The following is an 18,400-nucleotide window of genomic DNA, read 5'->3' as shown; positions in this document are numbered from 1 at the left end:
CTCTTATATGACCTTGTTTCTGAGTTCGCCTATGCCCTCGATACTTACAATGACCTCGTCTCCAGGATCCATCGGTCCTATGCCCTTTGGCGTCCCAGTGGATACAACATCGCCAGGTTCAAGCGTCATTATATGTGAGATGAAACTTATCAATTCAGGAACATCGTGAATGAACTGACTGGTCCTCGACGACTGTTTGAGCTCACCGTTTAACCTGCATTCGACAAGGGCGTCGGATGGATCGAACTCCGTCTCTATCCATGGTCCGATGGGGCAGAATGTGTCAAAACCCTTCGCCCTGGTAAACTGCACGTCCTTCATCTGCAGATCCCTGGCCGTTACGTCGTTTATGCAGGTATAGCCTAGGATGTAACCCTTTGCCATTTGCGGAGGCACATTTCTTGCTTTTCTGCCTATAACCACGCCTAACTCTGCTTCATAGTCCACGCGATTTGACTGTCCGGGCCTCACGATCTCATCGCCTTGACCTATCACAGAAGAAGGGGGCTTTAAAAAGATAAGCGGCTCATCCGGCAGAGGCATCTTGAGCTCTTCGGCATGGTCCTTGTAATTCAATCCGACGGCCACTATCTTTGATGGTGTGCATGGGGCAAGAAGGATGACCTCATCGGCCTGGTACGTCTCGGATGTCCCCACGATCATACCCTCGAACGGGTCGGCTACGATCACACGGACATATCCGTCCCGCCAGATGCCGTAACGGGGCGACTTTTTTTCTTTTGTCATAAACCTGACCAGTTTCATCTGCCTCCCTCCCTCATTCCAACGGAAGATCAGGTCAATGCCCTTTTATTTCAAGCCCAGGACATCCTGCATATCGTAAAGGCCGGGGCCCTTTCCAACAACCCATTTTGCGGCCCTGACCGCACCCTTTGCGAAGGTATCACGGCTTGAAGCCTTGTGTACCAATTCAATGCGTTCGCCGATCCCGCCGAAAAGCACGGTGTGTTCGCCTACGATGTCGCCGGCGCGGACGGTCTGGATGCCAATTTCCTTAGCTGTCCTCTCGCCTATCAACCCATGTCTGGCATAGACACCCACCTCTTCAAGCTTCCTTCCCACAGCAGCAGCTGCAACTCTACCGATCTGCAAGGCCGTACCGCTCGGCGCGTCTTTTTTCATCCTGTGATGGGCCTCGATTATCTCAATATCGTAGTCGTCACCAAGGGTCTTTGCTGCCATCTCGACCAGTTTGTACAAGAGATTGACGCCAACGCTCATGTTCGGGGCGAGGACGCATGGAAACGATCTGGCCAGATTTCTGATCTCATCGATCTCAGCGGCGGAAAGACCGGTAGTGCCTATCACCATAGGCTTTTTGGCGCCGGCTGCAATGCGGGCATGATTCAATGTGGCCTCATGGAACGTGAAGTCGATTAGTACATCCCCCTCATCGATCACGCCTTCAAGACCTTCTTGGACAATTATACCGAGGGCCCTATTGAGCCCTGCGACTATGCCAGCGTCCTGTCCCGCGAACCGTGATCCCTTTCTCTCAAAGGCGGCGGCAAGCGTAATGTCTTTATCGGCCTCTATAATGTTGATTATACGACCGCCCATGCGGCCCCCGGCGCCTGCTACTATTGCGCGGATCATATCTTCCCCCCATGGTAGGCTGTTGAAAAAACGCCTGTCGCTGCATTGCGCTCACGGTTCATCATTGCGGCGCGCCATAACTACGCCTCATCATTCACCTTTCGCGCCCTTATACCAGACGCTTTTGAACAGCCTGCATAATTTTAGTCAGCTATTGAAAACCCCCACACCGGATATTTTTGCACACCGTGCATTTTAAATCAGATAAGCCCGTAACCCTTGAGCACCTCTTTCAATCTTTCCTGATTTGCATTGCCCATCTGGCAGAGCGGCAACCTCAACTCGCCGGACGGTATCTTCCCCATAAGCGCTAAAGCAGCCTTGGCCGGCACAGGATTTGTCTCGATAAACAAGGAATCGAACAGGGGAAAGAGTTTTAGGTGCATGTCTCTGGCCTTATCCATATGACCGCTCAACGCTGCATCCATCATGGCAGCCATCTCCTTCGGCATAACGTTTGACGCAACTGATATGACGCCCTCTCCGCCTATCGCAACAGTCGGCATGGCCGTGAAATCATCTCCGGAAAGCACGATAAAGCCCTTCGGACACAGCCTTATCACATTCGTAACCTGTCTCAGGTCGCCTGTCGCCTCTTTTATGCCGATTATATATCTGTTTTGGGCACAGCGCGCGACCGTCTGTGGGAGCATATTTACGCCTGTTCTGCCCGGGACATTGTAGAGGATCATCGGGAATTTGCACTCATCCGCCACCTTTTTAAAGTGTTGATAAAGCCCTTCCTGCGTAGGCTTGTTGTAGTAAGGTGTTATGACCAAGGCCGCATCAGCCCCTGCCTTTTTGGCGTGCCTGGTCAACATGATGGTCTCGTCAGTGGAATTGGACCCTGTACCTGCTATGACCGGCACGCGCCCGTTTACTGCAGCTACGGTGACCTCGACGACCTTCATGTGTTCTTCGTGGCTGAGCGTCGCCGACTCACCAGTGGTCCCGCAAGGCACGATCCCATGGGTTCCAGACTTTATCTGCCACTCAATAAGGTCTTTCAACGCCTGCTCATCCAACACCCCATCTCTAAAAGGAGTGACAATCGCAACAATGGCACCCCCTATCTTCTTATCTTTTTTCATCGTTGCACCTTCCTTTTTGCACGCCCTGGCGCTGCATGCCATGATCGGACCCTCCATATATAGTTTTGGCCAGATCGGCCTTCCAAATGCCTTTTGACCAGATTAAGATAAATTATTAAAGGGTTTGTAGAAAATGGGCAAGTAGTTTAAACAGGTTATTTATGATGACCGAAAAAGACTTCCTGGGCCATGGGGCGCTTAATCTGGATATCATCTATGAAATAGACGACCTTGATGCCCTGCGCAACGATGGTTTCGCCCTTGAACCAGGACACGAAATCACAGGCAGCCACGAAGACGCCATCAGGCTCTTAAGGCGTCTTGACACCTGCGGAAGGCTGATTACAAAAAGCGGCGGCGGCTCTTCCGCAAACACGATCTGCGCCCTGGCGCGTCTCGGATTCAAGACAGGCTTTCTGGGCGCTGTAGGCAAAGACATCGCTGGGGAATTCATTCTTGGCTCCATGTCGGGCGTAGAGACCTCCATGGTGACTCGCGTGGGCAGGAGTGCCATATGTGTGGTAGTTCTCGACACGGCAAGCCGCGACAGGGCGATGATGGTCATCCCGCCTGATCAGGAATTCACCCTTACTGACTGGGCACCAGCCGATTGTTTAAAAGGGACGCGCTGCCTCCATCTTAGCTCGGTAGTGACGAAAAGAGGTCTCGAGAACCAGATCAGGCTGGTGAAGGCCTTACTTCCAGACCAGATATTGAGCTTTGACCCTGGTGAAATATACGCATTGATGGGCCTTGAAAGACCTATCATAGAGATATTCAAGAGGACTGATATCCTCTTCGTCACAAAGACGGAGGCAGGCCTTTTCACAGGAAAAACCGGCACCGAAGCCGCCAATTGCCTGCTCCCCATGTTGAATCACGATCCCATGTTATCAAAAAGGCGACCGTTTTTCACTGAGACAAGGGGGCCTGCAATAATCCTGAAACAAGGGGCAATGGGGGCATCTCTCCATTCAAGAGGGCTTACCGCTCATGTCCCGACGGAACCGCTTAAATTTGAAATAATTGACAATACTGGGGCAGGCGACGCCTTTAATGCAGGCGTTTTGGCAGGCATATTCAAAAACAAAGACGTCACGGCATCTCTTGCAACAGGGGCGCGACTTGCAGCGCATTCTCTTTCGGCCTTTGGCAGGACATGGATGGATGGACTCGACGGCCTTATTATTTAATTTAACATGCAGATCGGTTGATTCAAACGGAGGTGATTCAACAAGATGAACGTCATACCGACTGTCATCCCCGAAGTACTCATCATCGAACCGAAGGTCTTTGGGGATGAGCGTGGTTTTTTCTTCGAAAGTTACAATAAAAAAAGGTTTATGGAGCTTACCGGCATAGACCGTGAATTCGTACAAGACAACCACTCACGCTCAATCATGGGCGTGCTCCGCGGCCTCCACTACCAGATCAGGCAGACGCAGGGGAAACTCATCAGGGTCATCGTAGGTGAGGTCTTTGATGTCGCGGTTGACATCAGGCGCAGCTCGCCGAACTTCGGGAAATGGGTGTCGGTAAGGCTCAGCGCGGAGAACAGGCGCATGTTGTGGGTGCCGCCCGGATTTGCCCATGGGTTTCTAGTCCTGTCCAAGGTGGCTGAATTCCTTTACAAGACCACGGACTACTGGGCACCTGAATTCGAACGCACCATCATCTGGAACGACCCTGACCTCGCCATAGACTGGCCGATAAGCAACAAACCCATCCTTTCTCCAAAGGATATGGCCGGTAAATTCTTCAAGGACGCAGAGGTATTTGCTTGATGAAAATCATCATAACAGGCAAAAATGGACAGGTAGGGTGGGAACTTGCGCGTACACTGACCACCCTTGGGGATGTGGCTGCACTTGGCAGAGAGGCCATGGATCTTTCGGATCCGGCCTCGATCAGGACAGTCATCAGTGGACTGAGGCCTTCGATTATTATAAATGCAGCCGCATATACCGCTGTAGACAGGGCCGAAGAAGAAAAAGGACTTGCCATGGCTGTCAATGGGATCGCGCCAGGCGTAATGGCGGAGGAGGCCCGGCGTCTCGGCGCCCTGCTGGTGCATTACTCAACCGATTATGTATTCGACGGCACAAAATGCGGTCCATATACAGAAGAAGACCCCACCAACCCGATAAACACCTATGGAAAGACCAAGCTTGCCGGAGAAGAGGCCGTCCGGTCTTCCGGCTGCAACCATCTCATATTTCGCACAAGCTGGGTCTATGGGACAAGGGGTGCAAATTTTCTCCTGACCATGCTCCGATTGCTTAGGGAAAGAAACACCATCAAAATAGTGGACGACCAAAAAGGTGCGCCCACTTGGAGCCGCATGATAGCAGAAGTCACCGCCCAGGTGCTTTCAAGATTTGTAACCGCTGGCGGGGGGTTTGAGTTTCCGCCAGACCACGCTGGACTTTACCACTTGAGCGCAGGCGGGACGACCACCTGGTATGGCTTCGCCTGCGCCATTTCAAACGCCACCGGACGAGGCTGTGCATGCAAAATCATGCCTATTCCCTCCGAGGGTTACCTTTGTACAGCCAAGAGACCCAAAAATTCGATCATGTCAAACGAAAAACTCTTCAGGGCATTCGGCATTAAGATGCCGAATTGGGACGTCCAGTTCAATCTCTGTATGGAAGGGCTGAGGGCGCCATCCCAACCATTTCATCCTCCTGCCAAATGAGGTGTGATTATTGCCGAACCCGGCCCCTGCTCTGCAGATCGAAACCTTCCTTAATTCAGTTGCGGTCTCCATGTCCGCGCCCATGGCCGTGTTCATGCCATTCGCCGCGACCTTCATTCCATTCAATGCGCCCATGGCGCCTCCATTCCTTCTTCAGCTGTCCGTATGGAATACGGTGCTCCCTCTCATAAATAATCCGGTAATTGCTATGATGATAGATCCTGGATAAAGGGGGCGGTACATGACGCCTCTCCACTATCATCCACGGTCCATTATACGTCCTTGCACAATACCAATGCCTCCCGCGCGGCGACCACCAATATCCGTTGTAAAAAAATACGTCGATGTCGAGATCCGGGACGAAATAGACCGGCGAATCCGGTATCATGATCACCTCCGGCGGCGCATGAAACACAATCGGCGGCGGGCCGAGATTGATATTGATGTTCACACCTGCAGAGGCCTCCTGCGCTGTACAGGCAATAAAAAATACGCCCAAAAGGGCGGCCAATCCAAATAACCTATAACCATTTGTCTCCATTTTTACCTCCGGTCAAATCGGGCCTTCCGGCCGTATTTATGGGAACTCCTAGAAATCCATTGTCTGCCGATTATGTGCGGGCAGAATCCCAAATCCGAGATATACTTTATAATAAAAAATTATAACATAAAATCGATATCGAAATAAGAGAAATAAGATGGGATCTCTTTTCAATCCTTTTTGACCCATTCCAACGTTAAAAGAAAAAGGAGGAGGGTTAAAAGATCAGCTTGTCAAACGAATATCCCATGACTATATAAATTGGACAAGCTGGATCTCGCGGTTCAAATTTTGCCGTTTTTGACAAACAAAGAAAAGACGTAGGTTTATATCGTCAAAACCGCACGGAACAAAATAAAGGGCGTGAAATGACCGGATCAGAAAATAAATTAAGCCCTGACCTGCTGAAAGAGATACTGACCAGAAGCCTCAACGAAATCTATGTCTTTGACGCCGATACCCTGAAATTCCTCTTCGTCAATGAAGGGGCCTACAGGAATCTGGGCTACAGCCTTGACGAACTCTATAACCTGACCCCTTATGACATAAAGCCAGGGTTTACCCAAGAGGCCTTCCGCTCGACGCTCGAACCCTTGCTAACGAAGGAGCTGGATCAGCTCGTTTTTGAATCCATGCACCGCAGAAAAGACGGCTCCGAATATCCGGTTGATGTCCACCTTCAGATGATGGAAAAAGATGGCGGACAGGTCTTTCTTGCCATCATAAATGACATCACGGAACGCAGACAGACCGAGGACCGTCTCCATAAACTAAACCGCGTTTATACCCTCCTGAGTGAGGTCAATCAGGCCATCGTACGTATCAGGGAGCCGCAGGCGCTGTTTGAGGATATCTGCCGCATCGCCGTTGAAAAAGGCGGTTTCCGCATGGCGTGGATAGGCATTGCCGATCCCTCGACACAAAAGGTTGACGCAGTGGCCTGCGCCGGCGTTACAAATGGTTACATCGACAAGCTCGGCATAATTTTGTCCGATGAGTTGCGCGGCAACGGCCCGACAGGCAGGGCCCTGCGAGCCGGAGCACATGTTGTGTGTAACGATATCAAGAATGACCCAAGGATGGGACCCTGGCGCGAAGACGCCATCCGCATTGGCTACCGCTCCTCTGCCGCCCTTCCTCTGAATGTAGCAGGAAGGCTCAAAGGTGTCTTGAACCTCTACAGCGATAAAACAGGTTTCTTTGATGAAGAAGAGGTCAAACTGCTTGATGAGCTGGCGATGGACATCTCGTTTGCAATGGAGGTCGCCGAAAAAGAGACGGAACGCAGAAAGGCCGAGGATGCGCTCAAGGAGAGCGAGGCCAGATACCGCGGCCTTTCAGACCAATTCAGCGCACTCCTCGACGCAATACCCGACAACCTGACCCTCCAGGCCCCTGATCTTACGGTGCTCTGGTCAAACAAGGGCGCCGCCAACAGCCTCGGTAAAAAACCGGAGGAACTCGTGGGCAGACACTGCTACGAACTGTGGCACCAAAGGACCATGCCGTGTGAGATCTGCCCTGTCCAACAGAGCTTCACGACGGGCCTACCTTTCATGGAAATCGTCACCACGCCGGACGGCAGGATATGGGAATTGAGGGGCGTGCCCATCAAGAAAGACGGCAAGGTCACCCATGTCATCGAGCTTGGAAAGGATATCACCGAAAAGATCCGTCTCGAAAAGCAGCTCCTTCACGCCCAGAAGATGGAGACAGTGGGTACCCTGGCAGGCGGCGTAGCCCATGACTTTAACAACATCCTTACGGCGATCATCGGCTATGGCCAGGTGGCCTTGATGAAGATGCCAAAGGACGACCCGAACCGGAAATACATCGAAAGCATGCTTGAGGCCTCTGACAGGGCGGCCAATCTTACTGGAAGCCTCCTGGCCTTCAGCAGAAAGGGCATAAGCGACAAGAGGCCCGTAGAGCTTAATGCAGTGATAAAGGATGTGGGAAAGCTGCTTAGAAGGGTCATAAGCGAGGGCATAGAATTAAAGACTGAATGCGGGGAGGGGGAGATCACGGTCCTTGCCGACAGAAACCAGCTCGAACAGGTGCTCATGAACCTTGCCGTAAACGCCAGGGACGCCATGCCCGATGGCGGGACGTTCACCATTACAACGGCAAAGACAACGATCGACGAGGGGTTCGTAAAGGCCCACGGCTACGGAAGACCTGGAACCTATGCCCTCATCACCGTAAGCGATACCGGCATAGGCATGGATGAGGAGACACTGGGGCACATCTTTGAGCCCTTCTTTACCACAAAGGAGGTGGGTAAGGGCACGGGGCTTGGGCTTTCCGTGGTCTATGGGATAGTAAAGCAGCACGATGGGTTTATAAACTGTTACAGTGAACCAGGAAATGGGACTACGTTCAGGATATACCTGCCGGCCATCCAACCCGGCGCCATAGATGCGCCGCACGAGGAGACCCAGGCTGTAGGCGCCGCTTCCCTACAGGGGACCGAGACCATACTCCTCGCGGAGGACGACGACGGCGTGAGGGGGTTTACGAAGACCATGCTCACCGATGCAGGCTACAAGGTCATAGAGGCGGTGGACGGGGAGGATGCAGTGAGGAAGTTTATGGAAAATAAAGACGCGATCCGTCTGCTCATCTTTGACCTTATCATGCCCAAGAAGACAGGCAATGAGGCCTACAACGAGATAAAGGGGCTTGCGCCGCAGATAAAGGCCATTTTTGTTACAGGGTACTCGCCTGAGCTGGCAGGCCGTAAGACCTCGCCCGGAGAAGGCGTGCCTGTGGTATATAAACCCATCTCGCCCAAGGACCTGCTGAGGGAGGTGAGGGGGGTGTTGGGGTAGAGGTGACCCGTGGGTCCCGAAGGTCAGAGACAGCTCGTCCTGGTGGTGGACGATGACAGGTATGTCCTTGAGTCGGTTTCCATGCTGCTCGATGCAGCCGGGATAAACATCCTTACAGCCCAAAGTGCAGCAGAGGCCCTTGAGAAATTTCGAAAGAACGAGATAGATTGCGTCCTGAGCGACATCAAAATGCCTGAAGTCTCAGGCGTTGAGCTTCTGGAAATGCTCCATGATGTCGACCCTGAGGTCCCTGTTATCCTCATGACCGCTTATGCGGACATAGATATCTCAATAGACGCCATACAAAAGGGCGCATTCGACTTCATTATAAAGCCGTATAAACCAGACTACCTCACTCATTCGATCAGAAAGGCCCTGCGTTTCCATAAAATGGGCAAGATCGAAAAAAATTACAAAAAAAACCTTAAGGCCGAGGTTAGGAAAAAAACGGCCCAACTTACCGACCTTTCAAGGGAACTAATACATCGCCTGACGGTAGTGGCGGAATACAGAGATACCGATACAGGCGGCCATATCTCCAGGATCGGTCTCTTTTCCACGGTCATCTCTAATGCCCTTGGGATGCCCAAGGATTTTAGCAAGAGGATAGGCCTTGCAAGCGCGCTTCATGACATAGGAAAGGTGGCGATCCCTGACAGTATCCTCCTTAAAAAGGGGCCGCTTACTAGAGAAGAATTCGAGGTGATGAAGACCCACACGACCTTGGGGGCCAGGATGCTCAAGGATTCCAAACAACCTGTAATACAGATGGCGGAGTGTATTGCGCTGAACCACCACGAACGCTGGGACGGCACAGGCTATCCAAATGGGTTAAGGGGAGAAGAGATACCCATAGAGAGCAGGATCGTCATGCTCGTTGACCAATATGACGCATTGAGGAGCAGGCGGCCGTACAAGCCCGCATTTGACCACGAACAGGTCGTGAAGATCATCACCCAGGGGGATGGCCGTACCATGCCGGGGCACTTTGACCCCCGGATTCTGGCGGCATTTAAAAAAGCAGCCCCCAAATTCGAAGAAATATACGCGGCAAACCTGTCTTCGGATATCCTTAACCCCCATGGCGGCGTTGCATAAATCACTAAGGGCATTTATATTTTCAAACAAATCCCTAAAGGCGGCCCCTGGCAATCCCATTGCGTTCGCCCAAGTTCCGAATGCAAGGCGCCGCAATCCCTGAGGAATGGAATGAGGCGTACTTTTAGGTGCGCCGCATGGGCGAAGGATGCAGCGCAACACAGCAGATGGAGACTTTTTACGACGCCATCAAGGATATTCCATGAAACAGACCATAAATGTCGGCATCTTAGGCTTTGGAACGGTCGGAAGCGGCGCGGCCTTAATACTTCTAAACAACAGCCGCCTTTTAGAAGAGAGATCTGGGGTAAAGATCAGGCTTAAACGCATCTGTGACCGGAATATCAAGGACTTAAAGGACCTTGACGCCCCTGGCTGCGCGCTGACGGCAGATGCGGCTGACCTGATTAATGACCCTGAACTGGACATATTCGTGGAGCTGATTGGCGGGATTGAACCTGCCAGGACACTTATCCTCTCCGCCATAGACCGGGGCAAGCACGTGGTCACGGCCAACAAGGCCCTGCTTGCCACACACGGCCGCGAGATATTCGAGGCCGCAAATAGACACAAGGTAAGCGTCGGCTTCGAGGCAAGTGTGGGTGGCGGCATTCCTGTTATAAAGACCCTGAAGGAAGGGCTGGTGGCGAACAGGTTTCAGGCCGTGATGGGCATCATGAACGGCACTGCCAACTACATCCTGAGCCGCATGACGGACGAGGGCCTGGCATTCGAAGAAGTCTTGAAAGAGGCCCAGACCATTGGCTATGCCGAGGCCGATCCGGCCTATGACATAGAGGGTGTAGATACGGCGCACAAGCTCGCGATCCTCGCCACCCTGGCCTTTGGGACCAGTGTCGGCGTGGATGACATCTATATCGAGGGCATCACCGGTATCTCACCCCTCGATATAGAATTCGCAAAGGCCTTCGGCTACAACATAAAACTCCTGGCCATAGCAAGGGACAGCAGCGAAGGCCTCGAACTCAAGGTTCACCCCACCATGGTCCCACGGGACCACCTGCTCGCACAGGTAAGCGGGGCGTATAATGCCTTTTATCTTATAGGCGATGCAATTGGGAAAATAATGCTATATGGCCTTGGGGCAGGCAAGATGCCGACAGGTAGCGCAGTCATATCGGATATAGTTGATATTGCCAAATCCATCGCAAGCGGCGCAAAAAATAACGGGCTTACGGAAAGCCGGCTCCGCACACTCCAGCCTCTGAAAAGGCGTCCTATTGCTGCAACTCAAGGCAGATATTACTTCCGCTTCTCAGCTGTCGACAAACCAGGAGTACTTGCAAAGATAGCGGGCGTTTTGGGAGAATTTGGGATCAGCATAGAATCGGTGGTGCAAAAGGGCCGAAGGCGCGATTCGTCGGTCCCTATAGTCATGCTGACCCATGAGGCCATTGACGCAAAGGTGCTGGAGGCGTTAAAGATCATAGACAATCTTGATATAGTCCTGGGGAAGACGGTACTCATCAGGATCGAAGACCTTATTGCCATTTGACAACAAGGAGCCAGCTGCTGTGAACGAAACAAATGAAAGTCATTTAATAGGATATGAAGGCCAGAGAAGAGATGTCACGAACGGCGACGATGCTGGCAAGGAATACACTACAGCCAGGATGCGGCCAGCCGAAAAATACGTCATCCTAGTTGGGGATGGAATGGGCGACTATCCGCTGGAAGAACTGGGCGGCAAGACCCCTCTTGAGGTAGCACGCACACCAGCCATGGATAGACTCACAAGACTCGGCGAACTAGGGAGGGTGCAGACCATACCCATAAACTTCCCTCCCGGCAGCGACGTGGCGAACTTGTCGCTCATGGGTTACAATCCAGCTGAGTACTACACCGGACGCGGACCTATGGAGGCGACCGCGATGGGCATAAAGATGAACCCCGAAGATGTAGCCTTCAGATGCAATCTGGTAACGCTGTCATTCAGAGAGGGTCGGGTATACATGAAGGACTACAGCGCGGGTCACATCACCACAGAGGAGTCACATGCCATCATACATGATTTGGCGGCGATAATACCAACAAGATCCTTTGCACTCTATCCAGGTGTAAGTTACCGCAATCTGCTTATGTGGAGAGGCGGGCCTGAGGGCATAGCCACGGTACCGCCGCATGACTATACCGGCAAGGATGTCACCGAGTCTTGGCATGTATATGAAGAAGAACCCCTGCTCTACAACGTACTTACCAAGGCCATCGCCTTTCTGCACCGCCATCCTGTAAATGAAAGGCGCAGGGCCGAGGGAAAGCTTCCAGCTAATTCCCTCTGGCCATGGGGTCAAGGCAGGAGACCAACCACTCCGACCATCTACGAACGATTTGGCATAAACGGCGCCGTTGTAGCCGCGGTGGACCTCATCAAGGGAGCAGGCATATGGGCGGGCATGGAGATCATAAACGTCCCTGGCGCAACCGGCTACATTGATACCAACTATGCGGGAAAGGCTGCTGCCGCGCTCAATGCCCTGAAGGAAAAAGACCTGGTCTTCCTGCACCTTGAGGCCCCGGACGAGGCGGGCCACATGGGAGATGTGCGCGAAAAGATACGCGCCATAGAGCGCTTCGACAAGGAAATAGTAGGACCTGTAATGGACGAACTCAAAGAATTCGGTCATTCATACAGGGTTATGGTGGTGACCGACCACTATACGCCAATAAAATTGAAGACGCATACTGCTGAACCTGTGCCGTTTGCAATCTTCGACAGCCTTGATCCAAAAGACAATTCAAGTGCGGCCTTCAATGAAAAGACAGCTGCGATGTCTCCCATCTTTATAAAAAAAGGGCACACGCTCCTTGAGAGGTTCATAGGTATTGAACCAATGACATAGGACAGGAGGACCCGTGAGCGCATACAGATACGAACCAATAGAGATGTGTCAGCCTGTACTCAAACTGCAGCACAGAATTATATATGCGGACACAGATGCAGGCGGGGTGGTATATTATGGCAATTATATGCGCCTCCTCGAGATGGGGCGCACTGAATTCATGAGATCAATGCTTGGCGTACCATATCAGAAACTTCAAAAAGAAGGTGTCATCTTTCCTGTAAGCGAGGTCTTTTGTCGCTATAAGACGTCGGCGGTATATGACGACCTTGTAGAGATATATACCTCTCTTTTCAACTTTACAGGGTTTACTATAAGATTCCACTATGAAATCAGGAGGACTGAAGGCGGTCGGCTGCTTGTTAGGGGCTATACGGTCCATGCGGCGGTCGATAGAGAGGGAAGACTCTGCCGCATACCTGAATCCCTGCTTACGGCCATGACCAGGCTGGAAAAGGGCGATTGATCAGAGTGCGGCCAAAGGCCTAACTCTAAGGTAAGCGATAAATTGCACATCCCACAAGACATCATAAGAAACATACTCGATACAGCCAATATAAGGCAGGTGGTCGAGGAATTTGTCCCCTTAAAAAAGACGGGCAGGAACTGGATGGGCCTCTGCCCTTTTCATGCTGACAGAGACCCCTCTTTTTCCGTCAATGAGGAAAGGGGGATATTTTATTGCTTCGGCTGCGGACAAGGTGGGGACGCAATCGGTTTTCTAATGAAGATGCAAGGCCTTAGCTTCGTCGGGGCTGTAAGGAGGCTTGCCGACCGCTATGGAATAGCCTTGCCTGAATCTGCGCCGTCGCTTTCGGAGATGAAGCTGAGACGGGAGTCGGAAGAGCTCATCATGGCGAACAGGGTGGCGGCGAGATTCTATCAAGACAACTTGGTAAGATCCAAAGACGCACTCCACGCCCTTGAATACCTTAAGAAACGTGGCATAAGCAGCGATATCGCAGCGCGCTTCGGACTTGGTTATGCAGGACCTGGCTGGAACCTCCTTCTCAATCACTTGAAATCTAATGGAATATCCCCGGAAGTCGCGGAAAAGGCGGGACTTGTCGTTCAAAGAGAAGGCGGCGGTCACTATGACCGCTTTAGAAACAGGCTGATATTCCCCATACATGACAGGAGTGGAGAGATAGTGGCCCTCGGCGGACGTACGCTTGAAAAAGACGGGGCTCCAAAATATCTGAACTCACCAGAGAGCCTGATTTACAAAAAAGGGCGGGTTCTATATGGCCTCTATCAGAACAAAGACAGCATAAGACGATCGGGCTACGGTTACGTGGTCGAGGGATACATGGATCTCCTGGCGCTAGTCCAGGCCGGGATAGACAATGCCGTAGCAACACTCGGAACCGCTCTGACCTATGACCATATAAAACAGATGAAAGGCCTTGTAAAGGACTGGACCCTTGCATTCGACGGGGATGAGGCCGGCCTGAAGGCATCGCTCAGGGCCATGCCGCTCTTTTATGGGGCCGACATAAGACCAAAGGTATTGTCCATGCCAGCCGAGGATGATCCAGACACATTTGTCCGCAGGGAAGGCAAAAATGGATGGATCAAGGCCGCGCAAAGTTCACCTGCCGGGATTGATTTCGTAATGGCGCATGGGATCAGGAGCTACGGTACGGATCCGGAGGGCAAGGCCAGGCTGATCGATGATCTCATCTCCATACTGAAACCTATTGAAGACCCTGTAAAAAAATCCCTGCTCGCCGGCTATATCGCGCAAAAGATGGCGGTAAGGGAAGAGGCGCTCTGGAAACGCCTGGCCTCTGAAGACCAGGCATACGCGAATAAAGATCGGGCACACCATAACCTGTTGATCGGCAGGGATCTCGTGCCACATCAGCGCCCAGACGGCCGGAATCTGAATAAGGCAGATGCCAAACTGATTGGCTTCCTCATCGAACACCCTCAATACATCGATCATTTCATTGATTCCGGTATGGAGTTGTGGATAAAAGAACAGCGCCTTAAAGACCTATGGCTCTCCATGCTCCAGCAAAACAACGCTACCGGCGGCCTCGACTTTCATGGATTGATGGAAATGCTTGAACCGGTTCCAGAGCTCAAGGTGGTCGCCGTTGAAGTCTCGAAATGCTCACCGCCATGCCAAGACGCTGAAGAAATGGCAAAAAAACTCAAAAAATATTGTGAAAACCGCAAGATCAAGGCCTTAAGACAGTTAATAATCAATGAGATAGAAAATTCCGATAACGAGGAGGAGAGACAAAAACTGCTGGAAAAGATGCAACGGCTCAGATGATTCTTCAAAATGCTTCGACAATTGGACTGCTTAACCTGCACTTGGGAGGGCAATAAATGAAAAGAGACAATGTAGCCGGCTGTATGGTCATATCAAAGGAGGCGCAGAATGAATTCGACAGCGCACCGATCGAAATCTTTGAAGATCCTGAATCGGTTGTCGCACCAGGAGAAGAATGCATATCAATAACGGATATACCCGCGGTCCAGGCGCCCAAGGCGCCGGATGTCGACCCATTGAAAATATATCTGAAGGAAATGAAGGACAGCAAGCCCTTTGATCGCGAAGAGGAAATAGCAGTCTCCAGGGCCATAGAAGAAGGCGAAGCGCTCATGATGAAGACGGCCTTCAGTATCCTACCTATAGCGGAAGCCGTCTTAAAAGAAATATCCGCCTCATCCAAGACAAAATCTTGCAGACCAACAGATATACAGCAAGACCAAAATCAGTGCGATGCAGACGAAAAGATAACTGGCAATACCCTCAATAAAAAACATATCTGGGAAATCGCCAGGAAAATCAAGCCTATACTTGAAGAAAACCGAGATCTAGTCGGCCTCCTGCGCAACCGCGAAACGGCCGAAGACGATGAAGAAGTAAAGGCGATCAGGCTCAAGCTATTTAAAAATAGCGAGGCAATAGCAGGCCTATTCGAAGGCGTCAGGGTTGAAAAGGCCTTGCTGAATGTAACCTCCAGGATATTCAAAGAAGAACGGGACAGGCTAAACTGCATCACGGACAAGACGCTCTTTGAGGAAAGCGGACTTACTAGGGCCGAATTCGACCGGATTTCGTTTCTGCATCAAAAGGGCTGTACAGAGGCCTCCACGGCAAAAGACAAGCTCATACAAGCCAACCTTAGATTGGTTGTAAGCATAGCAAAAAAATACTCACACCATGGACTCCAGCTTGCCGACCTCATTCAGGAAGGCAACATCGGCCTAATAAAGGCGGTTGAAAAGTTTGAATACAAAAGGGGTTACAAATTCAGCACCTATGCCATCTGGTGGATAAGACAGGCCATCACAAGGGCTATAGCCGAACAATCGCGGACTATCAGAGTGCCGGTCCACATGGTTGAAACTATGAACAGGGTCATACGCAAGATAAACGATCTCTTCCAGGAAAAGGGTGGGGAACCGACCATTGAAGACGTAGCCAGGCATACCGGTCTTTCAGAGGCGAAGGTAGAGATGATATTTCAAATGACCAGAGACCCTATTTCACTTGAGACACCGGTTGGGGCGGGCGACGAGAGTCATTTGGCGGACTTCATCGAAGACCTTAACGTCCAAAGTCCTGATCGTCTTGCATTAGACCAGAGCCTTGCGGAACAGATGCGTCTGACCCTCTCCACCCTAACGCCTAAGGAGGAAAAGGTCTTGAGAATGAGATTTGGAATAGGAGAACAGAGCGATCACACGCTTGAGGAGGTAGGAAAGAGCTTTATGGTGACGAGGGAACGTATAAGACAGATCGAGGCAAAGGCCATCAGGAAACTCAAACACCCTTTGAGAAATGCGATGCTCAAGGTGTTTTTTGAATAGCAGCAACGCGCATCACCTCATCAAGAGAAGTGATGTGCCTGAGCACCTTCTGAAGGCCGTCATATTTAAGCGGCATCATACCTTCTTTAAGGGCCTGCGTCTTAAGTTCGGCATCGCCCTTGGCCGCATGTATCATCATCTTTATGGTCTTTGAGGCGGTAAACACCTCATAGATACCTATCCGACCCCAATAACCTGTATTTCGACACCTGGAACAACCCCTGCCCCTTGCTATCCGGTAGCCGTCGCATTTGAGCCCGGACCATAGGCCATGAAGCTGTACGGCCTGCACGTCATATGTCTCTTTACAGTTCATACAGATCATACGCACAAGGCGCTGGGCAACCACGCCGATGAGAGTTGACGAGATGAGGTACGGCTCTATGCCCAGATCCATCAGTCTTGTCACTGCCCCGACTGCGTCATTAGTATGAAGCGTCGAAAAGACCAGGTGTCCGGTCAACGCGGCCTGGACGGCGTATCTTGCAGTGTCGGCGTCTCTTATCTCGCCTATCATCACTATATCCGGATCCTGCCTAAGGATGTTTCGGAGGATGGATGAAAAGGTCACATCTATCTGCGGCTGAACGGCTATCTGGTTGAAATCCTCATAGACCATCTCGATAGGATCTTCAATCGTCACAATATTTACCCCAGGAGAGCTTAAATACCTCAAGGTCGAATATAGTGTAGTTGACTTACCGCTGCCTGTCGGACCTGTGATAAGGATCATTCCATGGGTATGACCGAGCCAGCCTTTGTATTCGTCAAGGTCCCTATCTGAAAGTCCGAGTTCGCCAAGCTCGCTGAAGAGTATCTCCGCGCTCTGAAGCCTCAAGACAACCTTTTCTCCAAAGGCGACTGGTACGGTCGAGACCCTGACCTCGGCATCACTACCTCTCCATGCGATCTTCATACGTCCGTCCTGAGGACGCCGTTTTTCAGCTATGTCAAGCCTTGAAAGGGCTTTAATCCTTGTGCACAGGGCCTCGTGGACCACCTTTGGCAGATGATAGACTGGATGTAGCACACCATCTATACGGAACCTGACGCATGAATCTCCCCTCTTCGGCTCTATGTGTATGTCACTAGCCCTCTGGTCGAGGGCGTACTGGAACAGGTGGTCCACCGCCTTTTGTATATATTTGTCAGAGGCGGCGGCCTCTGGCGAAGAAAGTCTCACATACTGCTCGAGATTCGATATATCAACCAAGGGGGCCTTGAGGCTGTGCTCAGCCGCCCGAATAGACTGCTTGAAATCAAAAAATTCGCTTATAATCCGTTCTATATCGCGCCTTGGCGCCACATGAAGACGCATCTTTGCCTGATGGGCCTTTTCAAGATCTTCTCTCAGCTCCTGGTCCACAGGGTCATAACATGCAATTAAAAGATCACCATCTTCCCAACAAACAGGAAGCACCAGACGTCTCTTTGCAAAAGAGGCAGGAAAGGTCTTGGTAACGACATCGAGGTCCAGCTTGAGCGGATCAAGCCGCATGAAGGGCCAACCGCGATCCGCTGCAACAAGGGCCAATATGTCAGCCTCTTCTATTACAGCTTGCTGACCATGCTGACCATGGGCCGGCATCTTTTCAATCTTGAGGGAATCCACCCACTGGACAACATCCACCGACGCTCTATGCTGTGGAAGATGGCGTTTCAAGAGCCTCATCGCGCCCTTTTCGTCTAGAAGACCGGCCTTTTTCAGAAGAGAGGTTATATAATCGAGATCAAAATATGGATGAGCCATTCAGCACCGCGCCATTTTTTTATATATTATCAGATTTCAAATTTTTAAAGATTTAATTGCTTTTAAAAACCCCTTTAAGCTT

15 protein-coding genes are annotated in these 18,400 nt (G+C 51.3%); 10 read left to right on the top strand and 5 right to left on the bottom strand.

All coding sequences use genetic code 11. The annotated features are described in order from the left end of the window. Positions 1 to 3: 3 nt before the first annotated feature. From LGS26_RS04625 to dapA, 3 genes are all read right to left on the bottom strand, one after another. Positions 4 to 765, bottom strand: a complete 762-nt coding sequence (locus LGS26_RS04625) for a fumarylacetoacetate hydrolase family protein (RefSeq protein ID WP_237889687.1) — start codon at positions 763 to 765, stop codon at positions 4 to 6. Positions 766 to 810: 45 nt separating this feature from the next. After that, a complete protein-coding gene (gene dapB / locus LGS26_RS04620) occupies positions 811 to 1,617 on the bottom strand; it encodes a 4-hydroxy-tetrahydrodipicolinate reductase (RefSeq protein WP_237889686.1) in 807 nt (268 codons plus the stop codon). 200 nt (positions 1,618 to 1,817) lie between these two features. Next, complete coding sequence (gene dapA / locus LGS26_RS04615; RefSeq protein WP_237889850.1) at positions 1,818 to 2,708, bottom strand: 4-hydroxy-tetrahydrodipicolinate synthase; 891 nt, start codon at positions 2,706 to 2,708, stop codon at positions 1,818 to 1,820. Between the two features lie 161 nt (positions 2,709 to 2,869). On the opposite strand from dapA, the gene LGS26_RS04610 reads away from it, so the two are divergent. The 3 genes from LGS26_RS04610 to rfbD are packed head-to-tail and all read left to right on the top strand — an operon-like array spanning position 2,870 to position 5,406. Next, complete coding sequence (locus LGS26_RS04610) at positions 2,870 to 3,901, top strand: carbohydrate kinase family protein (RefSeq protein ID WP_237889685.1); 1,032 nt, start codon at positions 2,870 to 2,872, stop codon at positions 3,899 to 3,901. A 45-nt stretch (positions 3,902 to 3,946) separates the two neighbouring features. After that, positions 3,947 to 4,492, top strand: a complete 546-nt coding sequence (gene rfbC / locus LGS26_RS04605; RefSeq protein WP_237889684.1) for a dTDP-4-dehydrorhamnose 3,5-epimerase — start codon at positions 3,947 to 3,949, stop codon at positions 4,490 to 4,492. Continuing rightward, positions 4,492 to 5,406, top strand: a complete 915-nt coding sequence (rfbD, locus tag LGS26_RS04600) for a dTDP-4-dehydrorhamnose reductase (RefSeq protein ID WP_237889683.1) — start codon at positions 4,492 to 4,494, stop codon at positions 5,404 to 5,406. Before rfbC ends, rfbD begins: the two co-directional genes overlap by 1 nt. 55 nt (positions 5,407 to 5,461) lie before the next feature. Here rfbD and LGS26_RS04595 read toward each other — a convergent pair whose 3' ends face one another. Next, on the bottom strand, positions 5,462 to 5,947 hold the full coding sequence (locus LGS26_RS04595; RefSeq protein WP_237889682.1) for a hypothetical protein: 486 nt from the start codon (positions 5,945 to 5,947) through the stop codon (positions 5,462 to 5,464). 368 nt (positions 5,948 to 6,315) lie between these two features. On the opposite strand from LGS26_RS04595, the gene LGS26_RS04590 reads away from it, so the two are divergent. From LGS26_RS04590 to LGS26_RS04560, 7 genes are all read left to right on the top strand, one after another. Beyond that, entirely contained in the window at positions 6,316 to 8,778 is a 2,463-nt protein-coding gene (locus LGS26_RS04590; RefSeq protein ID WP_237889681.1) for a hybrid sensor histidine kinase/response regulator, read from the top strand. Positions 8,779 to 8,787: 9 nt separating this feature from the next. After that, the gene (locus LGS26_RS04585) at positions 8,788 to 9,876 is read left to right on the top strand and encodes an HD domain-containing phosphohydrolase (protein WP_237889680.1); all 1,089 of its coding nucleotides are present in this window, start codon (positions 8,788 to 8,790) and stop codon (positions 9,874 to 9,876) included. Positions 9,877 to 10,078: 202 nt separating this feature from the next. Continuing rightward, on the top strand, positions 10,079 to 11,392 hold the full coding sequence (locus LGS26_RS04580; RefSeq protein ID WP_237889679.1) for a homoserine dehydrogenase: 1,314 nt from the start codon (positions 10,079 to 10,081) through the stop codon (positions 11,390 to 11,392). A 19-nt stretch (positions 11,393 to 11,411) separates the two neighbouring features. Then, positions 11,412 to 12,737, top strand: coding sequence for a cofactor-independent phosphoglycerate mutase (locus LGS26_RS04575; RefSeq protein ID WP_237889678.1), 1,326 nt, complete (start codon positions 11,412 to 11,414; stop codon positions 12,735 to 12,737). A gap of 13 nt (positions 12,738 to 12,750) precedes the next feature. Then, a complete protein-coding gene (locus LGS26_RS04570; protein WP_237889677.1) occupies positions 12,751 to 13,203 on the top strand; it encodes an acyl-CoA thioesterase in 453 nt (150 codons plus the stop codon). Positions 13,204 to 13,245: 42 nt separating this feature from the next. Further along, complete coding sequence (dnaG, locus tag LGS26_RS04565) at positions 13,246 to 15,021, top strand: DNA primase (RefSeq protein WP_237889676.1); 1,776 nt, start codon at positions 13,246 to 13,248, stop codon at positions 15,019 to 15,021. 56 nt (positions 15,022 to 15,077) lie between these two features. Next, positions 15,078 to 16,568 carry an RNA polymerase sigma factor RpoD/SigA gene (locus LGS26_RS04560; RefSeq protein ID WP_237889675.1) on the top strand — a complete coding sequence of 497 codons (1,491 nt, stop codon included), beginning with the start codon at positions 15,078 to 15,080 and terminating at the stop codon, positions 16,566 to 16,568. On the opposite strand, the gene LGS26_RS04555 is transcribed toward LGS26_RS04560, so the two are convergent. After that, positions 16,549 to 18,318, bottom strand: a complete 1,770-nt coding sequence (locus tag LGS26_RS04555; protein ID WP_237889674.1) for a GspE/PulE family protein — start codon at positions 18,316 to 18,318, stop codon at positions 16,549 to 16,551. The genes LGS26_RS04560 and LGS26_RS04555 overlap by 20 nt on opposite strands. Positions 18,319 to 18,400: the final 82 nt, after the last annotated feature.

Source organism: Dissulfurimicrobium hydrothermale (assembly GCF_022026155.1).
GTDB lineage: Bacteria > Desulfobacterota > Dissulfuribacteria > Dissulfuribacterales > Sh68 > Dissulfurimicrobium > Dissulfurimicrobium hydrothermale.
Note: the sequence above shows the minus strand (reverse complement) of the source record. Positions and strands in the feature narration are given on the sequence as shown.